The 23596-nt window shown below is 30.7% G+C and carries 23 protein-coding genes, 2 rRNA genes and 1 other RNA gene; all 26 read right to left on the reverse strand.

Features of this window, described 5'->3' with window-relative positions; all coding sequences use genetic code 11:
• Nucleotides 1-50: 50 nt before the first annotated feature.
• Complete coding sequence (locus tag B8965_RS11060; RefSeq protein ID WP_084054238.1) at nucleotides 51-461, reverse strand: RrF2 family transcriptional regulator; 411 nt, start codon at nucleotides 459-461, stop codon at nucleotides 51-53.
• Nucleotides 462-602: 141 nt separating this feature from the next.
• Nucleotides 603-1892, reverse strand: coding sequence for a replication-associated recombination protein A (locus B8965_RS11065; protein ID WP_084054239.1), 1290 nt, complete (start codon nucleotides 1890-1892; stop codon nucleotides 603-605).
• An 89-nt stretch (nucleotides 1893-1981) separates the two neighbouring features.
• The gene (gene trxA / locus B8965_RS11070) at nucleotides 1982-2299 is read right to left on the reverse strand and encodes a thioredoxin (protein WP_084054240.1); all 318 of its coding nucleotides are present in this window, start codon (nucleotides 2297-2299) and stop codon (nucleotides 1982-1984) included.
• A gap of 21 nt (nucleotides 2300-2320) precedes the next feature.
• A complete protein-coding gene (locus tag B8965_RS11075; RefSeq protein WP_084054241.1) occupies nucleotides 2321-2584 on the reverse strand; it encodes a metal-sensitive transcriptional regulator in 264 nt (87 codons plus the stop codon).
• A 48-nt stretch (nucleotides 2585-2632) separates the two neighbouring features.
• Nucleotides 2633-3358, reverse strand: coding sequence for a tRNA threonylcarbamoyladenosine dehydratase (locus tag B8965_RS11080; protein WP_084054242.1), 726 nt, complete (start codon nucleotides 3356-3358; stop codon nucleotides 2633-2635).
• Between the two features lie 12 nt (nucleotides 3359-3370).
• A non-coding RNA gene (gene ssrS / locus B8965_RS11085) (6S RNA) lies at nucleotides 3371-3549 on the reverse strand.
• A 61-nt stretch (nucleotides 3550-3610) separates the two neighbouring features.
• Nucleotides 3611-5389: an aspartate--tRNA ligase gene (aspS, locus tag B8965_RS11090; RefSeq protein WP_084054243.1), complete on the reverse strand. Its 1779-nt coding sequence runs from the start codon at nucleotides 5387-5389 to the stop codon at nucleotides 3611-3613.
• Between the two features lies 1 nt (nucleotide 5390).
• The gene (hemZ, locus tag B8965_RS11095; RefSeq protein ID WP_084054244.1) at nucleotides 5391-6848 is read right to left on the reverse strand and encodes a coproporphyrinogen dehydrogenase HemZ; all 1458 of its coding nucleotides are present in this window, start codon (nucleotides 6846-6848) and stop codon (nucleotides 5391-5393) included.
• A 12-nt stretch (nucleotides 6849-6860) separates the two neighbouring features.
• Nucleotides 6861-7487 (reverse strand): MBL fold metallo-hydrolase, encoded by a 627-nt coding sequence (locus tag B8965_RS11100; protein ID WP_084054245.1) that lies wholly within the window; start codon nucleotides 7485-7487, stop codon nucleotides 6861-6863.
• 9 nt (nucleotides 7488-7496) lie between these two features.
• Nucleotides 7497-7946 (reverse strand): D-aminoacyl-tRNA deacylase, encoded by a 450-nt coding sequence (gene dtd / locus B8965_RS11105; protein WP_084054246.1) that lies wholly within the window; start codon nucleotides 7944-7946, stop codon nucleotides 7497-7499.
• A 20-nt stretch (nucleotides 7947-7966) separates the two neighbouring features.
• Nucleotides 7967-10147 carry a RelA/SpoT family protein gene (locus B8965_RS11110; RefSeq protein WP_084054247.1) on the reverse strand — a complete coding sequence of 727 codons (2181 nt, stop codon included), beginning with the start codon at nucleotides 10145-10147 and terminating at the stop codon, nucleotides 7967-7969.
• A gap of 17 nt (nucleotides 10148-10164) precedes the next feature.
• Nucleotides 10165-12729 carry a single-stranded-DNA-specific exonuclease RecJ gene (gene recJ / locus B8965_RS11115; RefSeq protein ID WP_084054248.1) on the reverse strand — a complete coding sequence of 855 codons (2565 nt, stop codon included), beginning with the start codon at nucleotides 12727-12729 and terminating at the stop codon, nucleotides 10165-10167.
• Between the two features lie 48 nt (nucleotides 12730-12777).
• The gene (locus B8965_RS11120; protein WP_084054249.1) at nucleotides 12778-13713 is read right to left on the reverse strand and encodes a cation diffusion facilitator family transporter; all 936 of its coding nucleotides are present in this window, start codon (nucleotides 13711-13713) and stop codon (nucleotides 12778-12780) included.
• A gap of 149 nt (nucleotides 13714-13862) precedes the next feature.
• The gene (secF, locus tag B8965_RS11125) at nucleotides 13863-14711 is read right to left on the reverse strand and encodes a protein translocase subunit SecF (protein ID WP_084054250.1); all 849 of its coding nucleotides are present in this window, start codon (nucleotides 14709-14711) and stop codon (nucleotides 13863-13865) included.
• Between the two features lie 16 nt (nucleotides 14712-14727).
• The gene (secD, locus tag B8965_RS11130) at nucleotides 14728-15966 is read right to left on the reverse strand and encodes a protein translocase subunit SecD (protein ID WP_084054251.1); all 1239 of its coding nucleotides are present in this window, start codon (nucleotides 15964-15966) and stop codon (nucleotides 14728-14730) included.
• Nucleotides 15967-16146: 180 nt separating this feature from the next.
• Complete coding sequence (yajC, locus tag B8965_RS11135) at nucleotides 16147-16455, reverse strand: preprotein translocase subunit YajC (RefSeq protein WP_084054252.1); 309 nt, start codon at nucleotides 16453-16455, stop codon at nucleotides 16147-16149.
• Nucleotides 16456-16523: 68 nt separating this feature from the next.
• Nucleotides 16524-17630, reverse strand: a complete 1107-nt coding sequence (gene tgt, locus B8965_RS11140; RefSeq protein ID WP_084054253.1) for a tRNA guanosine(34) transglycosylase Tgt — start codon at nucleotides 17628-17630, stop codon at nucleotides 16524-16526.
• 11 nt (nucleotides 17631-17641) lie between these two features.
• Complete coding sequence (gene queA / locus B8965_RS11145; RefSeq protein WP_084054254.1) at nucleotides 17642-18667, reverse strand: tRNA preQ1(34) S-adenosylmethionine ribosyltransferase-isomerase QueA; 1026 nt, start codon at nucleotides 18665-18667, stop codon at nucleotides 17642-17644.
• A 134-nt stretch (nucleotides 18668-18801) separates the two neighbouring features.
• Nucleotides 18802-19800: a Holliday junction branch migration DNA helicase RuvB gene (gene ruvB, locus B8965_RS11150; RefSeq protein WP_084054255.1), complete on the reverse strand. Its 999-nt coding sequence runs from the start codon at nucleotides 19798-19800 to the stop codon at nucleotides 18802-18804.
• Nucleotides 19801-19809: 9 nt separating this feature from the next.
• Nucleotides 19810-20397 carry a Holliday junction branch migration protein RuvA gene (gene ruvA, locus B8965_RS11155; protein ID WP_084054256.1) on the reverse strand — a complete coding sequence of 196 codons (588 nt, stop codon included), beginning with the start codon at nucleotides 20395-20397 and terminating at the stop codon, nucleotides 19810-19812.
• A complete protein-coding gene (gene ruvC / locus B8965_RS11160) occupies nucleotides 20394-20888 on the reverse strand; it encodes a crossover junction endodeoxyribonuclease RuvC (RefSeq protein ID WP_084054257.1) in 495 nt (164 codons plus the stop codon). The genes ruvA and ruvC overlap by 4 nt, the downstream gene beginning before the upstream one ends.
• Nucleotides 20889-21001: 113 nt before the next feature.
• Nucleotides 21002-21613 (reverse strand): hypothetical protein, encoded by a 612-nt coding sequence (locus B8965_RS11165; protein ID WP_084054258.1) that lies wholly within the window; start codon nucleotides 21611-21613, stop codon nucleotides 21002-21004.
• Between the two features lie 155 nt (nucleotides 21614-21768).
• Nucleotides 21769-22515, reverse strand: a complete 747-nt coding sequence (locus B8965_RS11170; protein WP_084054259.1) for a YebC/PmpR family DNA-binding transcriptional regulator — start codon at nucleotides 22513-22515, stop codon at nucleotides 21769-21771.
• Nucleotides 22516-22593: 78 nt separating this feature from the next.
• On the reverse strand, nucleotides 22594-23007 hold the full coding sequence (locus B8965_RS11175; protein WP_084054260.1) for a hypothetical protein: 414 nt from the start codon (nucleotides 23005-23007) through the stop codon (nucleotides 22594-22596).
• A gap of 126 nt (nucleotides 23008-23133) precedes the next feature.
• Nucleotides 23134-23249, reverse strand: a 5S ribosomal RNA gene (gene rrf, locus B8965_RS11180).
• 67 nt (nucleotides 23250-23316) lie between these two features.
• Nucleotides 23317-23596, reverse strand: a 23S ribosomal RNA gene (locus tag B8965_RS11185); the annotation flags it as partial.

A 23596-nucleotide genomic window follows, 5' to 3' on the forward strand; every position in this document is an offset into this window, starting at 1 on the left:
CTATTGTCTATAAATACACCTACACCAAATAAAGTTTAATAAATAAAAATTTACTCTTTATTTACTAAACTAGCTAGTGTAGTAGAATCTAATACTTCAACTACCTTTTCTTGTATATTCTTCCACAAGCAGCGGGTTGCACAATTATCGATATTATCACAATCATTATTTCCATCTTCGCTTACGCAGTTAACTGGTGCAATGGGACCTTCTAAAATTCTAATAATATCACCTATATTTATATTCTCAGGTGTTTTTGCTAAAATATATCCACCTTGAGCTCCTCTAATACTATTAACCAGTCCACCTTTTCGTAAAGAAGACATTAATTGTTCTAAATAATGCTCTGATAAACTTTGATTTTTAGCAATACTTTTTAAAGGCATAGGTCCTGTAGAATTATTTATTGCTAATTCATACATAGCTCTTACACCATATCTGCTTCTAGTGGAAAATTTCATAATAACACCTCAACTTAAATCATACGTAATTACTAGGATTTATATTTCCAAAATATCATAACTACATAATATGGTCAACATAATTATTTCTTAGTTAAGATGAATTAAATAAGTACTTCACTGTAAAGTGAAATTAAATTATTAAGTGTTATTAATTTGCTTTTTTTTCGTTGAATTATAATATTTCTTTTCTTTAAGGGCATCAGGCAAATATTGTTGCTCCACAAACCCATTAGGATAGTTGTGAGGATATTTATACTCAAGTCCATGACCTAACTTTTGGGCTCCTTGATAATGAGCATCTCTTAAATGCGTAGGAACTGTACCAATCTCTATATTTCTAATATCATTTAAGGCACTATCTATTCCCGTTATTACGGCATTACTTTTAGGTGCTAGTGCAATATATAAAGCAGCCTGTGCTAAAATTATCCTCCCTTCAGGAAGACCAATAAACTCTAAAGCACTAGCCGCACTTTGAGCAACTACTAAAGCATTTGGATCAGCTAGTCCTACATCTTCAGAAGCATGAATTACTATCCTTCTTGCTATAAACCTTGGATCTTCTCCAGCCTCTAGCATACGTGCTAAATAATGTAAGGTTGCATCAGGATCTGATCCCCTCATGCTTTTTATAAATGCTGAAATGATATCATAATGATTATCTCCTGTTTTATCATAAGCAACAATTGGATTTGAAATAATTTCTTTTAAATTTTTCACAGATATTACTCTTACACCTTTTTCATTTGCTTTTATAGACCCTACAACCATTTCTAAGCTATTTAATGCTATCCTTACATCACCCCGGGCAGATTTTGCAAGATAGTCTATAGCATCTTCAGTAATACTAATATTATAATTACCGAGACCTTGTTTTGTATCCGTAATACTTTTTTTAATAATATCTATAATATTCTCTATTGATAAAGAATTTAGTCTAAAAATTAATAATCTAGACAAAAGAGCAGAATTTATACTAAAAAAAGGATTTTCAGTTGTTGCCCCAATTAATTTAACTATTCCAGCTTCCACGGATGGTAATAAAGCATCTTGCTGAGATTTATTAAACCTATGTATTTCGTCGATAAAGATAATAGTAGACTTTTGATAAAGGCTTAAATTTTCTTCTGCCTCAGCAATAATTCTCCGTAAATCTGCTACACCATTTATAACAGCATTTAATTTTATAAAATAACTATTTGTTTCTTCTGCTATTACATTTGCTATAGTTGTCTTACCTGTCCCTGGCGGGCCGTAAAAAATAAGGGAATTAACATTATCCTCTTCTATAGCATTTCGAAGTAATTTCCCTTTTCCTAATATTTCATCTTGTCCTAGAATATCATCTAATGTCTTTGGCCTCATTCTAGACGCAAGCGGTGCTTTTTTCTTTAAGTGACCTTCTTTAGCCATACTAAATAAATCCATAATGTCACCTTCGTTTCTCTAAAAATAGTTGTATTTTTATATAAAAAAGCAGCTATGAAAGAATTTCTTATTCATAGCTGCCTAATTTATTAAAGCGCTTTATTGATAAATTTAGCTAATTCTTCTTTATCTTTAAACCCAACAACTCTGTCTAATTCTTTACCATCTTTAAATAGGATTAATGTTGGTATACTCATTACACCATAAGTTTGAGCTGTAGAACCATTTTCATCAACGTTTAATTTGCCTATTTTTGCTTTACCTTCAAAATCTTGAGCTAATTCTTCTACAACAGGTCCAACCATTTTACATGGTCCACACCAGTCTGCCCAAAAGTCTACTAACACAGGTTCAGATGATTTTAATACTTCTTCTTCAAATTTAGCAGTAGTAAATGTTAATGCCATAAAAAATCCCTCCATTTATTATTATTTAATAAAACTAATTAATACCTTCATTAAGTCTTCTATGACCTCATCTTTAGGTCTTGTATCTTCAGATGAAGTTAGACATTCTTTTGCGTGATTCTCAAAAATTAATGTGCCGACTTTATTGACTGCAGCCTTAACAGCAGCAATTTGAATTAAAACATCAACACAACAGGCTTCATTGTCTAGCATTCTTTGAATCCCTTTTAATTGCCCTTCAATGCGTTTTAGCCTGTTCATTATATTTTGTTTTTCTGTAGTCATCTAAATTCACCTTTCATCAACAATATACCTATGAGGGGTATAATTAGATTATATCTCTATCATGCATGTACTGTCAAATAAAAGGTCATTTATTACTTCTCCTGCCAAAAGAAGGCCTGCTACAGGAGGTACAAAAGAGATACTACCTAAAACCTTTTCTTTAGTATTATCATTTTGTTCTATTTTTATAGATTTTATTGGGGAATAAATAACCTTTACTCCACTATCAATTCCTTTTTGTCGTAATTCTTTACGCATTACTTTAGCTAAAGGGCAACTATGTGTTTTACTTACATCTACAATTTCAAAACTTTTATTATTAAGTTTATTAGCCGTTCCCATAGATGAAATTACATTTATATTCTTTTGTTTGGCTAACTCAATAATTGCTATTTTTCCTTTGACATAATCAATAGCATCTATTATATAATCGTACTTTTTATTTAAAATTATACTAACATTTTCAGGTGTACAAAATTCTTTTTTAATTTCTACTTTACAATTGGGATTTATATCTTTAATTCTATTTTTCATTACATCAACTTTAGACAGTCCAATTGTAGAAGTTAATGCATGTATTTGTCTATTAATATTAGAAACATCAATAATATCATGGTCAACAAGTAGTAAATTTCCAACTCCACATCTAGCTAAGGCTTCAACAACATAGGACCCAACTCCACCAACACCTATTACAGCTATACTAGAATTTGTTAGTTTTTCTAAACCTTTATCTCCAATTAATAAAGTTGTTCTTTCAAGTGCTTTTTCCATTAGACACCTCAAAAAAACCCCACGATGCCGTGACCCTTTGTTTTTTAAACCTGCTTAGCAGGTGGGTGCTCTCCTAGATATTTCATAAGTCCCTTAAATTCAGGGCATTTATTAGATATCTAAAGTTAAGCTCCCGTTAAAAAAAGTGTTGGTTAAAAAATCAAATAGGCACACGCACATTGTAGGATTTATCTTTAAATTTATAATACAATAACCTTACATTAAATTCAAGTTGTTTCTATATATATCTATTTATTTATTAGTCTTAGGGATATTATCGGTTTTGATGTATAATTCTTTTAATTGTTTATTCGATACTTCAGAAGGTGCATCTGTCATTAAATCTGTAGCACTTTGAGTTTTTGGAAATGCTATTACGTCTCGTATTGTATCCTTTTTAGACATTAGCATTACTAATCTATCTATACCAAATGCTACCCCACCATGTGGAGGTACACCATATTCAAATGCATCTAATAAAAATCCAAATTGATTATAAGCTTCTTCAGGTGTAAATCCTAATAAATTAAACATTTTTTCTTGAACTTCTCTTTTAAAAATACGTATACTTCCTCCACCTATTTCAACACCATTTAATATCATGTCATAAGCCTGTGCTTTTAATTCACCTGGATTACTTTCCATATCCTCTATACTATCAGCATTTGGAGATGTAAATGGATGATGCATTGCTGTGTATCTCTTAGCTTCCTCATTCCACTCTAATAATGGGAAATCAATAACCCATGAGAAATTTAATTCTTCATTATCTATTAATCCTAATCTTTTTCCTATTTCAAGTCTTAAATGCCCAAGACTTTCTGCAACAATCATCGGTTTATCTGCTACAAATAATAATAAATCTCCTGGCTTTGCCTCAAATACATTAATAATATTATTTATTTCATCTTCATTAAAGAATTTAGCTATCGGTGATTTTACTCCTTCATCAGTTATAATGAAATATGCTAGTCCCTTAGCACCATAGATGCTTGCAAGTTTTGTTAAATCATCAATATCCTTTCTGGAATATTGACCGCACCCAGTAGCATTGATACCTTTTACTTTACCACCACTATTAGTTATTTGGGCAAATACTTTAAAACCACAGTCTTTAACTAAATCAGTAATTTCTTTAAGTTCCATCCCAAATCTAAGGTCAGGCTTATCAGAACCAAAACGATTAATAGCATCAGTATATGTTATGCGTTTAAAAGGTGTCGCTATTTCTTTTCCTAAACTTTCTTTAAAGACAAATGCCATCATTTCTTCCATGATTTTTAAAATATCATCTCTATCCATAAAAGACATTTCAATATCTAATTGTGTAAATTCTGGTTGACGATCTGCTCTTAAATCTTCATCTCTAAAACAACGAGCTATTTGAAAATATTTTTCCATTCCCGCAACCATAAGTATTTGCTTGAAAATCTGTGGTGATTGTGGAAGTGCAAAAAAATCACCAGGGTTTACACGACTAGGTACTAAATAATCTCTTGCTCCTTCAGGAGTACTCTTGGTTAAAATAGGTGTTTCAATTTCTAAAAATTCTTTTCTATCTAAAAAGTCGCGGATAGCTTTGATCATTTTATGACGTAAAACAAGTGTATTTTGCATTTCTGGACGTCTTAAATCTAAATATCTATACTTTAATCTAATCATTTCATCTACTTCAACATTATCATTTATAGCAAAAGGTGGGGTTTTAGATGTGTTAAGTATTTCAAGTTCTGATGCCATTACATCTACATAACCTGTAGCTAAATTTTCATTTATAGTTCCTTCTGGGCGAAGAACTACTTTACCCTTGATTGCGATTACATATTCAGTTCTAATTGATTCTGCTAATTTAAAAGCTTCCTGGTTAATTTCTGGACTAAAAACTACTTGAACTAAACCCGATCTATCTCTTAAATCTGTAAAAATTAATCCCCCATGATCACGTCTTTTGTTTACCCATCCCATTAACACTACTTCTTTATTAACATCTTCTTTACGTATAGAATTACACTTATTAGTTCTTTTTAACATATTACTTAATCTCCCTTCGATATAGTTTATAAATTGCTTTGACTTTTTCGGTTATTACTTCATCTATATTTTCAATATAATAAAATAAATCTTTAGGATTATTTTGGTTTTCTAAAGCATATTCATCATTAAGTAAAACTTTTGAAGTTGCTCCGACTCCAAGACCCCAAATTGTCTGTCTTTCTTCTATCATTTGAATATTATAGATACAAGGATAATCATATTCACAATAACCTATATTCTCTAAATTAGCTATCATTTGTCTTTGTCTGTATAAATAATAAGGAATCAGCCCATTATCATACATTTTTTGTTTAGTAACTTCTAACATTTCAGCTATCAAATTTTCGTTACTATTCTCCAATAACCCTAAATCGTATTTAGAGGATCTTTTTAGCGATAAAACATGAACAGTCACATTATTAGGTCTCAGTTTTGATATTTCATCAAGAGTATATCGTAAACTATCAATATCTTCACCAGGCAGACCTAGGATTATATCCATATTTATAATTTCAAATCCAATTTTTTTAGCTAATCTAAATATCTCGATAACTTCATTTGAAGTATGATTACGTCCTATTTCATTTAAAGTTTTATCAACCATTGTTTGTGGATTAATGCTTATTCTATTTACCCCTAATTCTTTTAAGATTTCAAGTTTCTTTTTATCTATAGTATCAGGTCTACCAGCTTCAAGCGTGAATTCAATAGTTTTATTAGTAATCAGTGCAGAGTTTATAACTTTTAACAGTCTATTTAACTGCTTATGAGTAAGAACAGAAGGTGTGCCCCCTCCAATATAGACAGTTTGTACTACTATATTATTATTTTTAAGAGCCTCACCAACTTGAATTATCTCTTTTATTAAGCAGTCTAAATAAGTTTCTAGCTTGTTTTCCCACTTTGAAATTATGTAAGATGGAAAAGAACAATAAGAACATTTAGATGGGCAAAATGGAATACTTATGTATATACTTACATTTACCTTAGCTTCCTTATGAATTAATAAATTATTTCGTTGAAAGCTAGTAATTTCAATTAAATTTTCTATTTTCTCATCACTTAGCAAATATTCTTTTTTTAAAACACTATAAATTTCAGCGGTATTTAAACCTTGATCCCATAACCTATGAACTATTTTGGTAGGCCTAATACCTGTCAATATCCCCCATGGGCTATTTTTATATTTTAAAAAACTTGCTAATAATTTATAAACACCAATTTTAACTGCTTTATTTATTTCGCCATTTCCATCATTAATATCAAACTTAAAAGAACAATTGTCTTTTAGGGTACAATATATCTTTTCATTATTTACTTTTATCTCCAATAAAATGGCTTTATCTGATGTATTATTTAAAAAATCATCCCAAGTAAGGGTAGGTATAAAAATACGAATAATGTGAAATATAATATTTGCGTATTCTCTACTATTTTCCGTTAGAGCAATAATCATAAAATTACCTACTTATTTTATATAAAGATTTATTTGTTTTTCTAAACCTATGCTGCTTTTAGGTCCATGTCCAGGATAAATTGTTACATCATCTGGTAATACTAATAATTTTTCTTTAATTGACTTTATAATCTCTTCATAATCTCCACCTTCAAAATCTGTTCGCCCAATTGAACCATAAAATAAAGTATCCCCTGTAATACAAATTTTATTTTTTTCATTATATAGACAGATTCCTCCTGGAGAATGACCCGGAGTATGAAGAACTTTTAACCCTAAATTACCAAATTTAATTAAGTCATTATCTTTTAATGAAACATCTGCTTTTAATCCTTCTTTAGTATTGCCCATATAGAAAGATAAATTAAGTTTAGGATCGATAAGCATTTCATAATCGTCTTCATGAACTAGCAAATCACAATTAAGAGCTTTTTTAATTTCTTCATTACTTCCAATATGATCATAGTGGCCGTGAGTGTTAATGATATATTTAATGTTTATGTTTTTATCATTAATAACATCTAAAATTCGCTCACCTTCATCACCTGGGTCTATAACTACACCTTCTTTAGTAGTTTTACAGTTTAAAATATAACAATTAGCTCCTAAACTCCCTACCGGTAAAATTTCAATATCCATATATACCTCCTAAAATAGTTTTTTACTATCTAGCATTATTGTAACGGGTCCATCATTAACTAGTTCTACCTCCATATGCGCACCAAAAACACCTTTTTCTACATTTAGTTCATTTTGAGATAAAAACTCATTAAATTTATTATAAATCTGTTCTGCTTGAATAGGTCTTCCTGCGTCCATGAAATTTGGTCTCCTACCTTTTCGACAATCTCCATATAAGGTAAATTGTGAAATAGATAATATTTTATAGTTTTTATCTACAACAGAATAATTTAGCTTTCCCTCTTCATCTTCAAATATCCTTAAATTAGCAATCTTTTCCGCTAAATATTTAGCATCTTGTTCAGTATCATCATGAGTAACACCAACTAAAATTAATAATCCTTCTTGAATTGATCCAACAACCTTAGAATCAACTTTAACTGAAGATTTACTTACTCTTTGTATAACAGCTCTCATTTATTTTAATTCCTTTCTTACTATGATTTTGCAGGCGCAGGTGTTATACGTTGTACCTCAACTACATCTTTTACTCTTCTTATTTTTTCAATTAATATATTTAGTTCTTCTAAGTTATTAACGCTAACTTTCACATCAATATAAGCATAGCCCCTTTTTACCCTAGCATTGATTCCATTAATATGAGTTCTTGAATCTCCAATAATTAACATTACCTCCGAGGTTAATCTTAACCTATCAAGAGCAACTATCTTAATTTCAACTTGAAAATTAGACTTCTTAACTTCATCCCAAGCAGCTTCTAATAATCTTTCAGGTTCTTCAATTTTATAAACTTTAACATTTGGACAATCTTCCCGATGAATTGAAACTCCTCGTCCTCTAGTAATAAATCCTATAATTTTATCCCCTGGTAATGGATTACAACATCTTGAGAATCTTACCAATACATTATCAATACCCTTAATTCTCACGCCTTGAGAATTTTGATTTGACGAAAGCTTTTGCGGTTGCTTTACAACTAATAATTCATTGGTATCAATAATTTTAGTTTCTTTGCCATATTCATCTTTTAACTTTAAAATAACCTGAGCAGATGTTACAGCACCATCACCGATTGCTACTAAAAGATCTTCATTATTATTAAAGCCTAATTTTTTAGCAATGTTACTTAATTTATCAGGTTTAGTAAGGGTATTTTCATCTAGCCCTTGTTTTCGTAATTCTTTTTCTAAAGTTTCTTTTCCCCTAATATAGTTAACTTCTCGTTTTTCACGTTTAAACCATTGTCTAATTTTATTTTTAGCTTGAGAACTTTTGACCATCTTTATCCAGTCCCGACTTGGACCATTCGCTTGCTTTGTTGTTAGGACTTCAACTATATCACCTGTTTTTAATTCATAATCTAAAGGAACAATTCGACTATTAACTTTACTACCGATACAACTATGTCCTATTTCTGTATGTACCCTATAGGCAAAGTCAATAGGGGTTGACCCTGCGGGTAATTCATATACATCACCTTTAGGAGAAAATATAAATACTAAATCTGTAAATAAATCTAATTTTAGCGTTTCCATAAATTCTTTAGGGTCTTGTAACTCATTTTGTAACTCTTTAATTTGCTTTAGCCATGTTAATTGATCCCCGACTTGAGTTTTTTGCTTTGAAGCTTCTTTATATAGCCAGTGAGCAGCAATCCCGTATTCTGCAGTACGATGCATATCCCAGGTTCTAATTTGAATTTCAAGAGGATTACCTTTAGGGCCTATAACGCTTGTATGTAAAGATTGATACAAGTTAGGTTTTGGCATAGCGATATAATCTTTAAATCTCCCAGGTATAGGTTTCCATAATGTATGAATAATTCCTAGTGTACCGTAGCAATCTTTAACACTATTTACAATAATCCTAATAGCTATTAGATCATATATTTCATTAAGATCCTTACCCTTTTTCTCCATCTTCACATATATACTATAAAAATGTTTAGGTCTTCCACTTATATCAGCTTCAATATTTGCTTTATTAGTTATTTCATCGTTCAAAGTTTCAATTACTCTATTAATGAATTCTTCTCTTTCTTTTCGTTTCATGGATATTTGCTCAACTAAATAATAATACTTTTCAGGCTCTAAATACCGTAAAGAAAGGTCATCTAACTCCCACTTAATTTTAAAAATACCTAAACGAGATGCTAGTGGAGAAAATATTTCTAAGGTTTCTTTGGCTATTTCTCTTTGCTTCCAGAAACTTTGATGTTTTAAGGTACGCATATTATGAAGTCTATCAGCTAGTTTAATAAGCATAACTCTAATATCTTTAGACATAGCTAAAAACATTTTTCGATAACTTTCAATTTGTCTTAATTCTTTAGATTTGTATTCTATGCGACTTAATTTTGTTACTCCATCAACTAATAAAGCAATTTCATCGCCAAATTTATTTTCTATTTCCTTGATATCAATATCTGTATCTTCAACTACATCATGTAATAAACCCGCAGCTATGGTTGCAGCATCTAAACCTAGACTAGCCAAAATATGTGCAATTGCTAAAGGATGGGTTATATATGGTTCTCCTGAGTTACGTAATTGACCTTCATGAGCATCTTTAGCATAGTTATATGCTCTTTTAATTAATTCTACATCTGCTTTAGAATTGTTCTGCAAAACTTGAGTAAGTAATTCTTGTATAGGCATATTCATCCATCCTTTTTCTAGGAACTTAGATATTCTATAACTTTATCGTAATTTAGAAAAGCTATTTTTAACATTTCATCAAATTCTAATCTTTCTTTGACTCCTTGCCTAAAACTTAAAGAATTCTCTAAGTTAACTTTAGGAGGATTTTCTTTTAACTCAATACATTTATCATTTACTTCAACTTTGTTTCGTATTAATTCAAGTTCTTCTAAAATATCTAACCAGATAATCATACTTTTTTCACTTAAAGATTCTATCTCATATATCTTACCCCATTTAATAATATCTTGATAAGTTATAAGAGAATTGTTACTATTTTGAGCAATTTTTTTAAGTAAAAGATAAAATTTACCTAGTGTTTTTCTATCAGGAGCTTTTTCTCTTAAAAATAGGTCATTTTCTTTAGAGTCATTTTTAGTATAAAGTAAATGCATTTGAACTGATAACTCATCTTTTGCTAAAAATGAATATATCTGCTGAAGTTCAGCCTTAGAAAATGGCAAATCGTATATTATAAAAGCATACTTAACTAAATAATTTAAGTTATGGACCAAATGATTTGTGGTAATCAGAACATTTAAATTATCTTTTTCTAAATTATCCTCAATATGCTCACTTATATCAGATTTCAAGACCTCGGGATAATATTCAATTTTATCTTTAAAATCTGGCAATTCATTTTTCAATTTAGCTACTAGATTAAAAGCATTTTGCTGTGTATTTGTCTTAATTATTAGCTTTTCTTGTGCTAAAATTAAATTTTTCACATAGTTTATTTTATCACTACAATTTCTAGAGTCAATTATTTTAAAGTTTGGACTGTAAGAAGTATTAGAATCCTCTAAAAGTGCTAATTTTTTATAAGGATTATCAAGTTCCTCAAAAGATTTAATATCTTTTAATAAAAGCTGTAAACTTGTTTTACCTCTCCACTCATTCCTATCTAAAGTAAAAGCTAAATCAAGTAAATAACTATCATTAATAATATCTTCATAATCACTCATGTTAAATCCTAATGACTCCCAGGGTTCATTATTTAGATTAAACTGCACTTTAATATGTCTTCCATCACTACCAAGTTTGGTGATTTTAACAGGTTTAATTCCTCTAATAGCAAAAACGGGCCTAGGATTAGAGTGCCCATAAGGCTCAAGCTGTTGTAATTGCTTATATACATCTAGGTTAACTTCACTGAGATTAATTGCAGAGTCTATTTTTAATTTTTGCTTAAAATCTTCAGGTGCTAAATTTGAAAAAGCATATTCGTTAATTTTAAAAATAAATTTAGGTATATTTTCTACTTTTAAACTAAGTCCAGCTGCTTGGCTATGACCTCCAAACTGTGTTAATAATTCCTGACACTGCATCAATGCTTGATGCAAATGAAAATTTGAAATGCTTCTCCCAGAACCTTTAGCAATACCATCTTTAAAACTTAATAAAATAGTAGGTAAATAATATTTTTCTACTAATCTTGAAGCCACAATACCAATAACTCCTGAATGCCAATTTTCCGAACCCAAAACTAAAACTGCAGTTTTTTCTTTATCTAAAGACTCTGCCATTTCTATAGCTTCTTTCATTATTTGTGCTTCTATGTCTTGACGCTCTTGATTTTTAATATTCAGATCCTCTGCAATTAGAAGAGCTTCTTTTTCATCACTTGATAATAATAATTTAACCCCTAACGATGCATCATCCAGTCTACCACAAGCATTTAAACGTGGAGCAATACCAAAACCTACTTGTCCAGATGAAACCTTTTGAAAATCTATTTTAGCGACCTCACACAATGCCTTTATCCCAGGTCTTAAACCAAGTTTAATTTGCTCCATTCCTTCTCTAACCAAAATCCTATTTTCATCTTTTAGAGCTACTATATCTGCGATAGTACCCAGTGCAACTAAATCAAGATATTTACTAATTTCTTGTTCCTTTAATTCTGGTAATATGCGTGACAAACCATGGATTAGTTTAAACGCTACCCCCACTCCTGATAAATTACTCCAAGGGACACCTTCGTCATCTAAGACCGGGTTTACGATAGTACAAGGAGGAATGGAGTTACCAATTTGATGATGATCTGTAATAATAAATTTTAGACCGAGCTCCATTGCTTTGGATACTTCCTCTACAGCAGTTATACCACAATCAACAGTTATTATTAAATCTACTCCATTTTCTTTCATCTTAGCTAAGGCTTCATAATTTAATCCATAGCCTTCTTCTAAACGATTTGGAATATAGTAGTCTACTGACACTTGTAAAGAAGTTAAAAACTCAACTAATAATGCTGTGCTTGTAATTCCATCTACGTCATAATCGCCATAAATCATAATTTTATCTTTATTTAAAATTGATTCTCTGATTTGCTCACAAGCTTCTTTTACACCTAGCATATAAAGGGGATCTGATAATTTACTGATATCTGCCTCTAAAAAGTTTTTTGCTTTATGGTAATCTGTATATCCTCTTTCAGCCAATATGTTTGCTACTATTGGTGAGATATTAAGTTTTCTTGCTAGGTCATTTATATTTTGTTTATTATTCTTAATGTTCCATATTTTTCGTTTAATCAAAACTTTACCTCCATCAAAAAATTTCCCAAGTTATTATCTTGGGAAATTTTAATCTTTTTTCATTTTTCCTAAATAAGGACACCCTTTCCCCTCTGAGCTATTACAGTCTTCATTTTTCATAATGACATCGGTACATGGTTCTGCATGAATCAAACAATGACAATACGTATATTTTGTCTTTAAATTTTCTTCTATTTCACTACAAACCGCGTGAACTTTTTCTATAGACCATTTTTTAGGCACCACTAAATGTAAATCTATATGTATTTCAGATCCAGATTTGCGTGTTCTAAGAGAGTGAAATTCAATAAAACTAGCTGAATGCTGGATTAATATTTCTCTTATTGCCTGTTCTTCTTCTTCATCTAAGCTAGAATCTACTAAAGGATTAAATGCTCTTTTAGTTATTTCAATAGCTTCTTTCATAATAAATAAAGCAACTATTATTGCTATTAAAGGATCAATAAAAAACCATTTAGTAAAATACATAATAACTATACCAAGTAATACACCTAAAGAAGTATAGACATCTGTACGCAAATGTAGTGCGTCAGCTTCTAAAGCTATCGAATCTTCACTAATACTAACTTTATAAAGGTGGGAGGAAACTATATAATTCAGTAATGCACTTATTCCCATAACAATAATACCTAAACTAAAACCTTGCATTTGACCACCTTGGAAGAACTTATGAAGGGACTCATAAATAATCCATAGAGCAGCTACAAAAATCAATAAAGCTTCAATTGTTCCTGAAACATTCTCATATTTTCCATGACCAAAGTGATGATCTTCATCTGCAGGCTTATTTGCAATTCGAATTGCAAAAAAGGCTATTAAGCTTGCTACTAAATCCAATCCCGAATGAATGGCTTCAGATAAAATACTAACAGAGTTTGTAAAAATACCTACAAATAATTTTAACGTTGTTAATAAACTATTTGATAAAATTGATAATAAAGCAGCCCTACTTTTTACTTCCACAAAATTTTCTCCCTTCAACTTATCTAACTAATTCTATCATATTTACGAGGTTTATATGCCTTAGTTTATAATATTATATTATGTTAAAGTAAATGATAAATATTTATTAGAATTTAAAAAAGTCTCAGCATATTGCTGAGACTTTTTTATTATTTCTTTAATCCTTTAAACTCAAACCAACAAGGACTAGCTATAAATATAGAAGAATATGCACCGATTGATATTCCTATAATTAAAGTTAATGCAAAGATTTTAGTTGTTGCACCACCAAGGACAAACAAAGCAACTAAAGTAAATAAGGTAGTTAAAACTGTATTTATCGAACGTGATAAAGTTTGTATGATACTATCATTGGTAATTTTTTCAAGGCTTTCTTTTTTAACAATCCTCAAGTTTTCTCGTATACGGTCAAAAATAACAATAGTATCATTAATAGAATAACCAATAATAGTTAAAATAGCAGCTATAAAAGTAATATCTACTTCAATTTTAAATAAAGAAAAAATACCTACTGTAAATAAAACATCGTGTATTAATGCAATAATCGCTGCTAAGGCAAATTTAAATTCAAATCTAATCGTGATATAAATTACCATTAATATTATTGCAATTACCAGAGATAATATGCCATTTTTTCTTAACTCTTTTCCAATTACAGGTCCTACCTTTTCACTACTAAGAACTTCCATCTTTCCAATATCATCTTGCAATTTAGTTTTTATTTCTGCTAATTTGCTTTCCTCAAGTGATTCTTTCGTTTTAATGACAAAAATATTATTATCTGATCCTTGAATTTGTGCATCATCTAAATCAAATGCTTTTAATGATTCCCTAATATTTTTGGTACTTGTTTGCTCACCAAACTGTACACTTAATGTATTACCACCAATAAAATCTATACCAAAATTAAGTCCATTGATAAATAATGATAATAAACTAACTATAATTATTATCGCAGAAACAGTAAAAGGTATTTTCCTTTTTCCAATAAAATCCATGTTTTTTCCCTCCGATCTATGCTCCAAATAACTTGGTATTTTTGAAAAGATTAGAAACAGCTAGTTGACGTAAAATAAAACGAGTGAATGTTAATACGACAAATAAACTAGCTAAAATACCAATACTTAATGTTACTGCAAATCCACGAATCATACCTGTTCCAAAATACATTAAAACTACTGCAGCTATGAGTGTTGTGATATTAGCATCAAAGATTGTCCAAAATGCTCTTGAAAAACCAGCATCTATAGATGCTCTTAAACTTTTACCATTACGTAACTCTTCTTTAATTCTTTCGTATATAATAACATTGGCATCTACTGCCATACCTACCGATAGTAAAAATCCTGCTATACCAGGTAAGGTTATAGTTGCATTCATATAGATTAAAATTCCCCAGACAATAATTGAATATAATACTATTGAAAATCCTGCCACAATCCCTGGTAAACGATAAAATAATAGCATAAATATTAAAACAGCTGATAAACCATAAAGTGCTGCGTTTTTACTTTTAATTAAGGAATCTACTCCTAGTTTTGCCCCTACACTCCTATTTTCAACTATTTCTAGTTTTACAGGGAGTGCACCTGAACGAAGTAAAACAGCTAAATCACGTGCTTCTTCTAAAGTAGAAAATCCTCCTGAAATAGAAGCATGTCCATTTGTAATAGCTTCATCTATTCTTGGAACTGAAATTGGTTTTCCATCTAAATTAATTGCAATTGCACGATTAGGATCATCTTCACCGTATTTAGTTGCAAGATCTTTTGTAGCCTCAGCAAATTTCTTTGCACCTTCACTATTAAATTCTAAACTTACATAATTTTTTTTGTTTAAATTTGTTTCACCTGGGTTTATACCTTCTTTAGCATCTTTTAAATCTTTTCCTGTTACTACCACTTCATTATTATCAACCCTAACAAATTCTAAATTAGCCATTTTTCCTAAAGATTTAACTGCTTCTTCTGGATTTTCAACCCCTGGTAGTTCTACTAAAACCCTTCTTTCTCCTTCTTTTCTTATCTCAGGTTCAGTAAGACCCATGCCATTTACACGATTTTCTAAGATCGCTATAACCTTATCTATATCGTCAGCTGTCGCATTTTTAGGTGCTTCTAATCTAACCATAACTCCACCTTTTAAATCTAATCCTAGTTTTACATTATTTTTATATGGCTCAATTACAACAAAAGCCAATACAACTACAAGTGCTAGGACTAATAAGCTTGTAAATAATTTTCTAAAGCGCATAAATTCTCCTCCTATCTAATTAAGCACACAAAGTATTATATACCTCTAAAAAAAATAATTCAATTAAGAATAATAACTTTGTAATAAGTTGCAATTATAAGTAAGCCTTACCAATAATAAAAGACAAAGAAATCTAATTTACTTAGAAATCTTTGTCTTTTTCCTAACTATAAATAGATATTATTTTTCTTCTATTAAAGCTTGTTCATCGTTACTTTCTTCCTGAATATTTGTAGTTTCTGTTACAACTTGACCTACAGAAGTTTTTAACATAGTTAAATTTACATTGTGAGCAACTTTTAACACAATTCTATCATCTTTTATTGATTTTATTTCGCCTTCTATACCACCAATAGTAACAACCTTATCTCCTTTACGGAGATCAGATAACATAGTCTTTCGTTGTTTTTGTTGTTTTTGTTGTGGCCTAATCATGGTAAAGTAAATGATTAAGAAAAAGGCTCCTAGCATTAATAATTGTTGTGACATTATATACCTCCTAAATATTTATTGTTACTATATAAATAAATTATTTCTATAAAGTTGACTTTATTCCTTTAAATTTTATATTTTTTATAGAATTCTTTCCTAAATTCAATAAATCTATCTTCTAAAATGGCATTTCTACTTTCTCTAGCAAGTTCTAAAAGGAAATGCAAATTATGAATACTTATTAATCTAAGTCCTAATATTTCATCTGTTTTAATTAAGTGACGAATGTAAGCTCTTGTAAAGTTCTTACAAGCATAACAAGTGCATTCTTCATCAATAGGAGTAAAATCAGCCTTATATTTGGCATTTCGGACAACCAGTTTGCCAGTCCTTGTCATAGCTGTCCCATTACGCGCAATTCTCGTTGGAAGTACGCAGTCAAACATATCTACTCCCCTCATTATACCTTCAACAATATTATCAGGAGCACCTACTCCCATCAAATATCTAGGTTTATGCTTTGGCATTATAGGAGTAAGATAATCTAATACTTCATACATTAACTCATTTGGTTCTCCCACACTCAGTCCTCCTATTGCATAGCCTGGGAAATCCATAGGAATTAATTCATTAGCACTTTGAATACGTAAATCTTTAAATGTTCCACCTTGAATAATCCCAAATAAAGCTTGGTCATTTCGTTGGTGTGAATCTTTACACCTTTTAGCCCATCTCGTAGTTCTTTCTAGGGAGTTTTTCGCATATTCATGTGTACAAGGGTATGGTGCACATTCATCAAAAGCCATAATAATATCAGCACCTAAATCATTTTCTATTTCCATAACCTTTTCAGGTGATAAAAAATGCTTAGACCCATCTAAATGAGAGCGAAATTCTACACCTTCTTCAGTGATAGTCCTTAAATCTCCTAAGCTAAAAACTTGAAAACCGCCACTATCAGTTAAAATAGGCCTATCCCAATTCATAAATTTATGTAAACCACCTGCTTCTTTAACCAATTTATGGCCTGGTCGTAAATATAAATGATATGTATTGCTTAATATTATTTGCGAATTAATAGATTTTAATTCACAAGGGCTAAGGGTTTTTACGGTAGCCTGCGTACCTACAGGCATAAATATAGGAGTTTCTATATCACCATGTGGAGTTTTTAATAATCCTACTCTAGCCTTTGTATCTTTACATTCTTTTATAAGTTCAAATTCAAACACCTAATAACCTCCTATATTATCAGCATCGCATCGCCAAAACTAAAAAAGCGATATTTTTTTTCTACTGCTTCATGGTAAGCTTTTAAAACATTTTCTCTGCCTGCTAAGGTGCTTACTAACATAATTAAAGTTGACTTTGGCAAATGAAAGTTCGTAACTAAACCAGATACAATTTTAAAACTATATCCAGGATATATAAATATATCTGTCCACCCTTCTCCAGGGATAACTTCACCAGTTTTTCCTACAGCTTCTAAAGTACGAGTAGATGTAGTCCCTACTGCTATTATTCGTTTATTTTGTTTCATAGCCCTATTTAATTTATCTGCAGCTTCTTCTGATACTTTAAAATACTCTGGATGCATATTATGTTCCTCTATATTTTCTACTTTTACTGGTCTAAAGGTTCCAAGACCTACATGAAGTAAGATTTCTACTACTTCAATATTTTTATTTTTTAACTTTTCTAATACCTCAGGTGTAAAATGGAGTCCAGCTGTAGGAGCTGCAGCTGATCCAGAATGCTCTGCATAAACTGTTTGATAACGTCCCTGTTCTTCTAATCGCTCTGTAATATAAGGTGGTAAGGGCATTTGTCCTAATTCATTTAAGATTTCATTGAAAATTCCTTGATATTTAAATTTTATTATTCTTCCACCAATGTCAGTAGTTTTTAGTACTTCACCTATTAATTTTCCTTCACCAAAGATTATATTTGTCCCAGCTTTAAGTTTTTTCCCAGGTTTAACTAAAGCCTCCCAACAATCTACCTCTTCAGATTGTCGTAAAAGCACAACTTCAATCTTTGCTCCTGTGTTTTCTTTTACACCATATAAACGAGCGGGTATAACTTTGGTATTATTTATAACTACTACATCATTTGGAGAGAGATAATCAATTAAATCACTAAAACTCTTATGTTCTATATTTCCACTCTTTTTATCTAAGACAAGCATTCGTGAAGAATCTCTCTGTTCTAAAGGATGTTGTGCTATTAATTCTTCAGGTAAAAAATAATCAAAATCGCTTAATTTCATTGTTAACTCCTTAAATTTAGATTGCGTTTGTATCAACAACATATTATACCATTATTCTTAAGGATTGTATTTTAATTATCTCATCATCTCATAAAATTAAAGATTAGTGCTAAGATAATAATTAGTAAAATATTTTACCCTGTATATTTTATCCCTAAGTGTTTATATGCTAAAGGAGTACATACTCTACCTCTAGAAGTGCGTTTTAAAAATCCTATTTGCATAAGATAAGGCTCATACACATCTTCAACTGTATCTGATTCTTCATTAATCGTTGCAGCTAAAGTATCTAATCCTACAGGACCTCCATTAAATTTAATTATAATAGTTTCAAGCATTATTCTATCAATATTATCTAAACCAAGGCTATCTACTTCTAATAAATCTAAAGCACTTTGGGCTATTTTTTCATCAATAAATCCTTGTCCTTTTACCTCTGCATAGTCCCTTACACGTCTTAATAATCGATTTGATATACGTGGGGTTCCCCTTGACCTTTTAGCAAGCTCTAAAGCACCGTTATTATCAATAGGAACATTAAGAATCTGTGCTGAACGCGTAATTACTTTGGCTAATTCTTCATTTGAGTAAAACTCTAATCTATTGACTACACCAAATCTATCCCTTAGAGGTGAAGTTAATAGACCCGCTCTCGTCGTTGCTCCAATCAAAGTAAAAGGGGGCAAATCTATTCTAATAGACCTTGCACTTGGACCTTTTCCTATAATAATATCAAGGGCAAAGTCTTCCATTGCAGGATATAGTACTTCTTCAACAATTTTATTCAATCTATGAATTTCATCTATAAAAAGAACATCATGTGGTTGTAAATTTGTTAATATAGCTGCTAAATCACCTGCTCGTTCAATTGCAGGACCTGATGTTATTTTAATTTGCGCATTTAACTCATTTGCAATAATATTAGCTAATGTAGTTTTTCCGAGTCCAGGTGGACCATATAGTAAGACGTGATCTAAAGCTTCATTTCTTAATTTTGTTGCTTCAATAAAAATAGATAGAGTTTCTTTAACTCTATCTTGTCCAATATAATCTTCTAAATACTTTGGACGAAGGTTTACCGACTCTTCTAAATCTTCTATCTTACTTTGTGGAGAAATTAACCTATCTTCCATGAGTACCTCCTAGACTTTTGCTAATAATTTTAATGCTGATTTTATCAGTCCTGCCTCATCTGAATCAGGATTATCTTTTATAATTTTAGGATATATTTTATCCACTTCAGTCATTTGATATCCTAACGCTAGTAAAGCTTCTATAACACCATTATTATAGTTATTCATCGGTAGTGTAGTTTCTTCAGTAATTGTTATCTGATTAATCTTTTCTTTAAGTTCTAAAATCATTCTTTGTGCTGTTTTTTTACCTACACCTGGTAGTTTAGTTAAATAAGCAATGTTCTCGATCTGAATGGCACTATTTAATTGATTTATTGTAGAGTTAGAAACAATCCCAAGGGCAACTCTAGGACCAATTCCAGATACATTCAGTAACAAAGTAAAATAATCTTTTTCTTCCCAAGTAGAAAATCCATATAATTGCCAGTTATCTTCTCTAATATGTATATAAGTATAAATTTCAATCAAATCATCAATCTTTATTTTATCCATAAGATAATTAGGCATAAAAACCTCATAACCAATATTATTTACAACAATGATTGAACTATTAAGTTCTTTTTTTATTATTTTACCATTTAGATATGAAATCATATTGTTCTTATCCTTACGTTAGTTTGCTTGAAGTGGGCATGACAAATGGCTACTGCAATTGCATCAGCAGCATCATCAGGTTTTGGTATTTCTTTTAAATTCAAAAGCACCTTTACCATTTGTTGAACTTGATTTTTCTGAGCCCTTCCATACCCAACTACTCCTTGTTTAATTTGTAAAGGAGTATAGCTATTTACTTTAAGACCTTTTAATGCCCCTGCTAAAAGTATAGCTCCTCTAGCTTGACCTACAGACAAAGCAGTTTTTACATTTTTATTGAAAAATAGCTCTTCTACAGCCATTTCATTAGGCTTATATTTATCTAATAACAAATTTACATGATTATATATTTTTTCTAATCTTTTTTCTAAATCCAATGTAGACTCTGTATAAATACACCCATAATCAATAGGTATAAATTTATTACCTTCTACCGAAATTATACCAAACCCGGTGATTGCTGTACCAGGGTCAATTCCTAAAATTATCATTTACTTCACCTCTTAAACTAATTCTACAATTATAAAGGTATTCCTTTAATTTTTCAAGTGTTATAAAAATAAAAAAGATTTTGCAAAAGCAAAATCTTTTTTAGGTACTTGGATTATAAATGTTCACTCAAACTATCTAAAATAGCAACTAGTTCTTCCATTGTATAAAATTCCATTGAATAATTTTTTATTTTATTCTGATACTCTATAGGTAAGCTACTAACAGGTATATCAGTTACCTTATATACCCCAGATAAATTTTCTGTTTCTCTAGGTCCATAATATACAGCAACATAGTTTAACGAACTATCTAAACCTAAATGCCATATTTGACTATGTACAGGGCATAAGCCTTCTTCTTTTTTAATGATTGTAATTTGATCTGTTTCAGTACGTTTTACCTCCCAGTTTTCTTCTTTAGGATAAATTTTCTTTATATCATTTAAACTTAATTGATTTAACCTTTTCCGTTCTGAATCTTTTAAGTCGATATTTTCTTTATCACAATTAAGATCATATCTCACACATAAATCATATTCTTTTTCCATAATTACATTAATGTCATCAGTTATTTGAAAACTTTCTAATGAAACACTACTAAGACCAGTTTCATTGGGCTTTTGAAGTGGCTGACGGTCTACATTTAAGTAATATGAAACAATACTACTCATCATAAAAACAACAAATAATCCTATATATACGTATTTGAATTTTTTCCAAGACATAAATTTTACCTCCATAATATGTGTATCAGATTTCATATACATATTATTTCCAAAACTTAACTAAATATACTATGAGGTAGAAATTTAAAATAAAAAAACCATTAAAACATTATAATCAATCTAAAATGCATTAATGGCTTTTTTATAATATTCTTTTATAATTGTTCCATTATTTCATCTGGAATGTCAGCATTTGAAAAGACCCCTTGCACGTCGTCATGTTCTTCAAAGGCATCAATAAGTTTAATTAATTTTTTAGCTTGATCTTGATCTGTTACTTCAACTGTATTTTGAGGAACTAAGGTAACTTCTGCTTGGGTAAACTCAATACCACCCTTTTCTAATTCACCTTTAACAAGTTCGAAGTTATCAGGATCTGTATAAATTTCTACAGCCTCGGCATCATAATTTATATCTTCAGCACCTGCTTCTAAGGCCATAAGCATTAATTCATCTTCTGACATTTCTGGAGATTCGATTAATAAATATCCTTTTCGATCGAACATATAAGAAACACAACCTGTTTCACCCATATTTCCACCATTTTTTGAAAACAAATATCTAATATCCCCTGCTGTTCTATTTCTATTATCAGTCATAATATCTAAAGTTATAGCCACTCCTCCTGGACCATAACCTTCATATGTAACTTCTTCATAATTATCTCCATCATTACTGCCTATACCTTTTTGAATAGCCCTTTTTATATTATCATTAGGCATATTATTTATTTTAGCCTTGTCTACAGCAATTCTAAGACGAAAATTACCATCAGGATCTCCTCCACCTTGTTTTGCTGCAACGATAATTTCTCTAGCTAGTTTAGTGAAAATTTTGCCTTTTTGTGCATCTTGTTTAGTTTTCCTATGCTTAATATTTGCCCATTTAGAATGCCCTGCCATGGTATATTCCCCTTCCTTTGCTTTATCGCTATTAATTTTAACACAACATTGTATACTTTTAAACCTATGTTAGTATTCTTAATTGACAATACAAAAACAGGCATCACTGCCTGTTTTTAATTTAATACCAGGTTCTAGTTCTTTTAATTTTAATAATCCCTTACTAAAATCTTTTTTAAAACCTTTTAATATGTTTTCATCATCTGTTTCACAGTATTTAATTAATTTTACATATGTTGAGGCTAAAAATGTTAAGGTCTCTGATAATTTTTCATCACCATGCTGATTTGCTTTAACTCCGTATTCAGAAACCTTACTCCATATTTCTCTTGCTTTTTTTACATCCTTTTCTTTTATAGCAACATTAGTATCTGATACAATATTATTTACTATTTTAGGAACTACATCCCTTTTAATTATTTTAGAATCATCACAGCCCAAACTAAAATTAGTGATCATTACCAAAATCAAGAGCAATATTTTTTTTCTCACCATTTCACTCCTTTATAAACTTAAGGTACAATGAGAACTTTAAATATATAATCAAGCTAATATTACTACTTATCTTGATAAATGTCAAATTAAGTAAATCCACCTCAAAAAGGTGGATTTTTGTATTCCCGGCGACGACCTACTCTCCCAGGACCTCTGGTCCAAGTACCATCAGCGCTGGAGGACTTAACTACCGTGTTCGAAATGGTAACGGGTGTGACCCCTCCGCTATTATCACCGAGAAAATATGTAATTGTTGAGTAGCATTTGCTCTCTCAAAACTACACAGTGAAGATTTTCGTCTTTATTTAGGTCAAGCCCTCGACCTATTAGTACTAGTCCGCTAAATACCTCACGGCACTTACACTTCTAGCCTATCTACCAGATATTCTCTCTGGAGTCTTACCAGCTTACGCTGTGGGAAATCTCATCTTGAGGTAGGCTTCGCGCTTAGATGCTTTCAGCGCTTATCACTTCCAAACGTAGCTACCCAGCTATGCCTCTGGCGAGACAACTGGTACACCAGCGGTTTGTCCAACCCGGTCCTCTCGTACTAGGGTCAGATCCTCTCAAATTTCCTACGCCTGCG

This window comes from Desulfonispora thiosulfatigenes DSM 11270, assembly GCF_900176035.1.
In the GTDB taxonomy this organism is placed as follows: domain Bacteria; phylum Bacillota; class Peptococcia; order Peptococcales; family Desulfonisporaceae; genus Desulfonispora; species Desulfonispora thiosulfatigenes.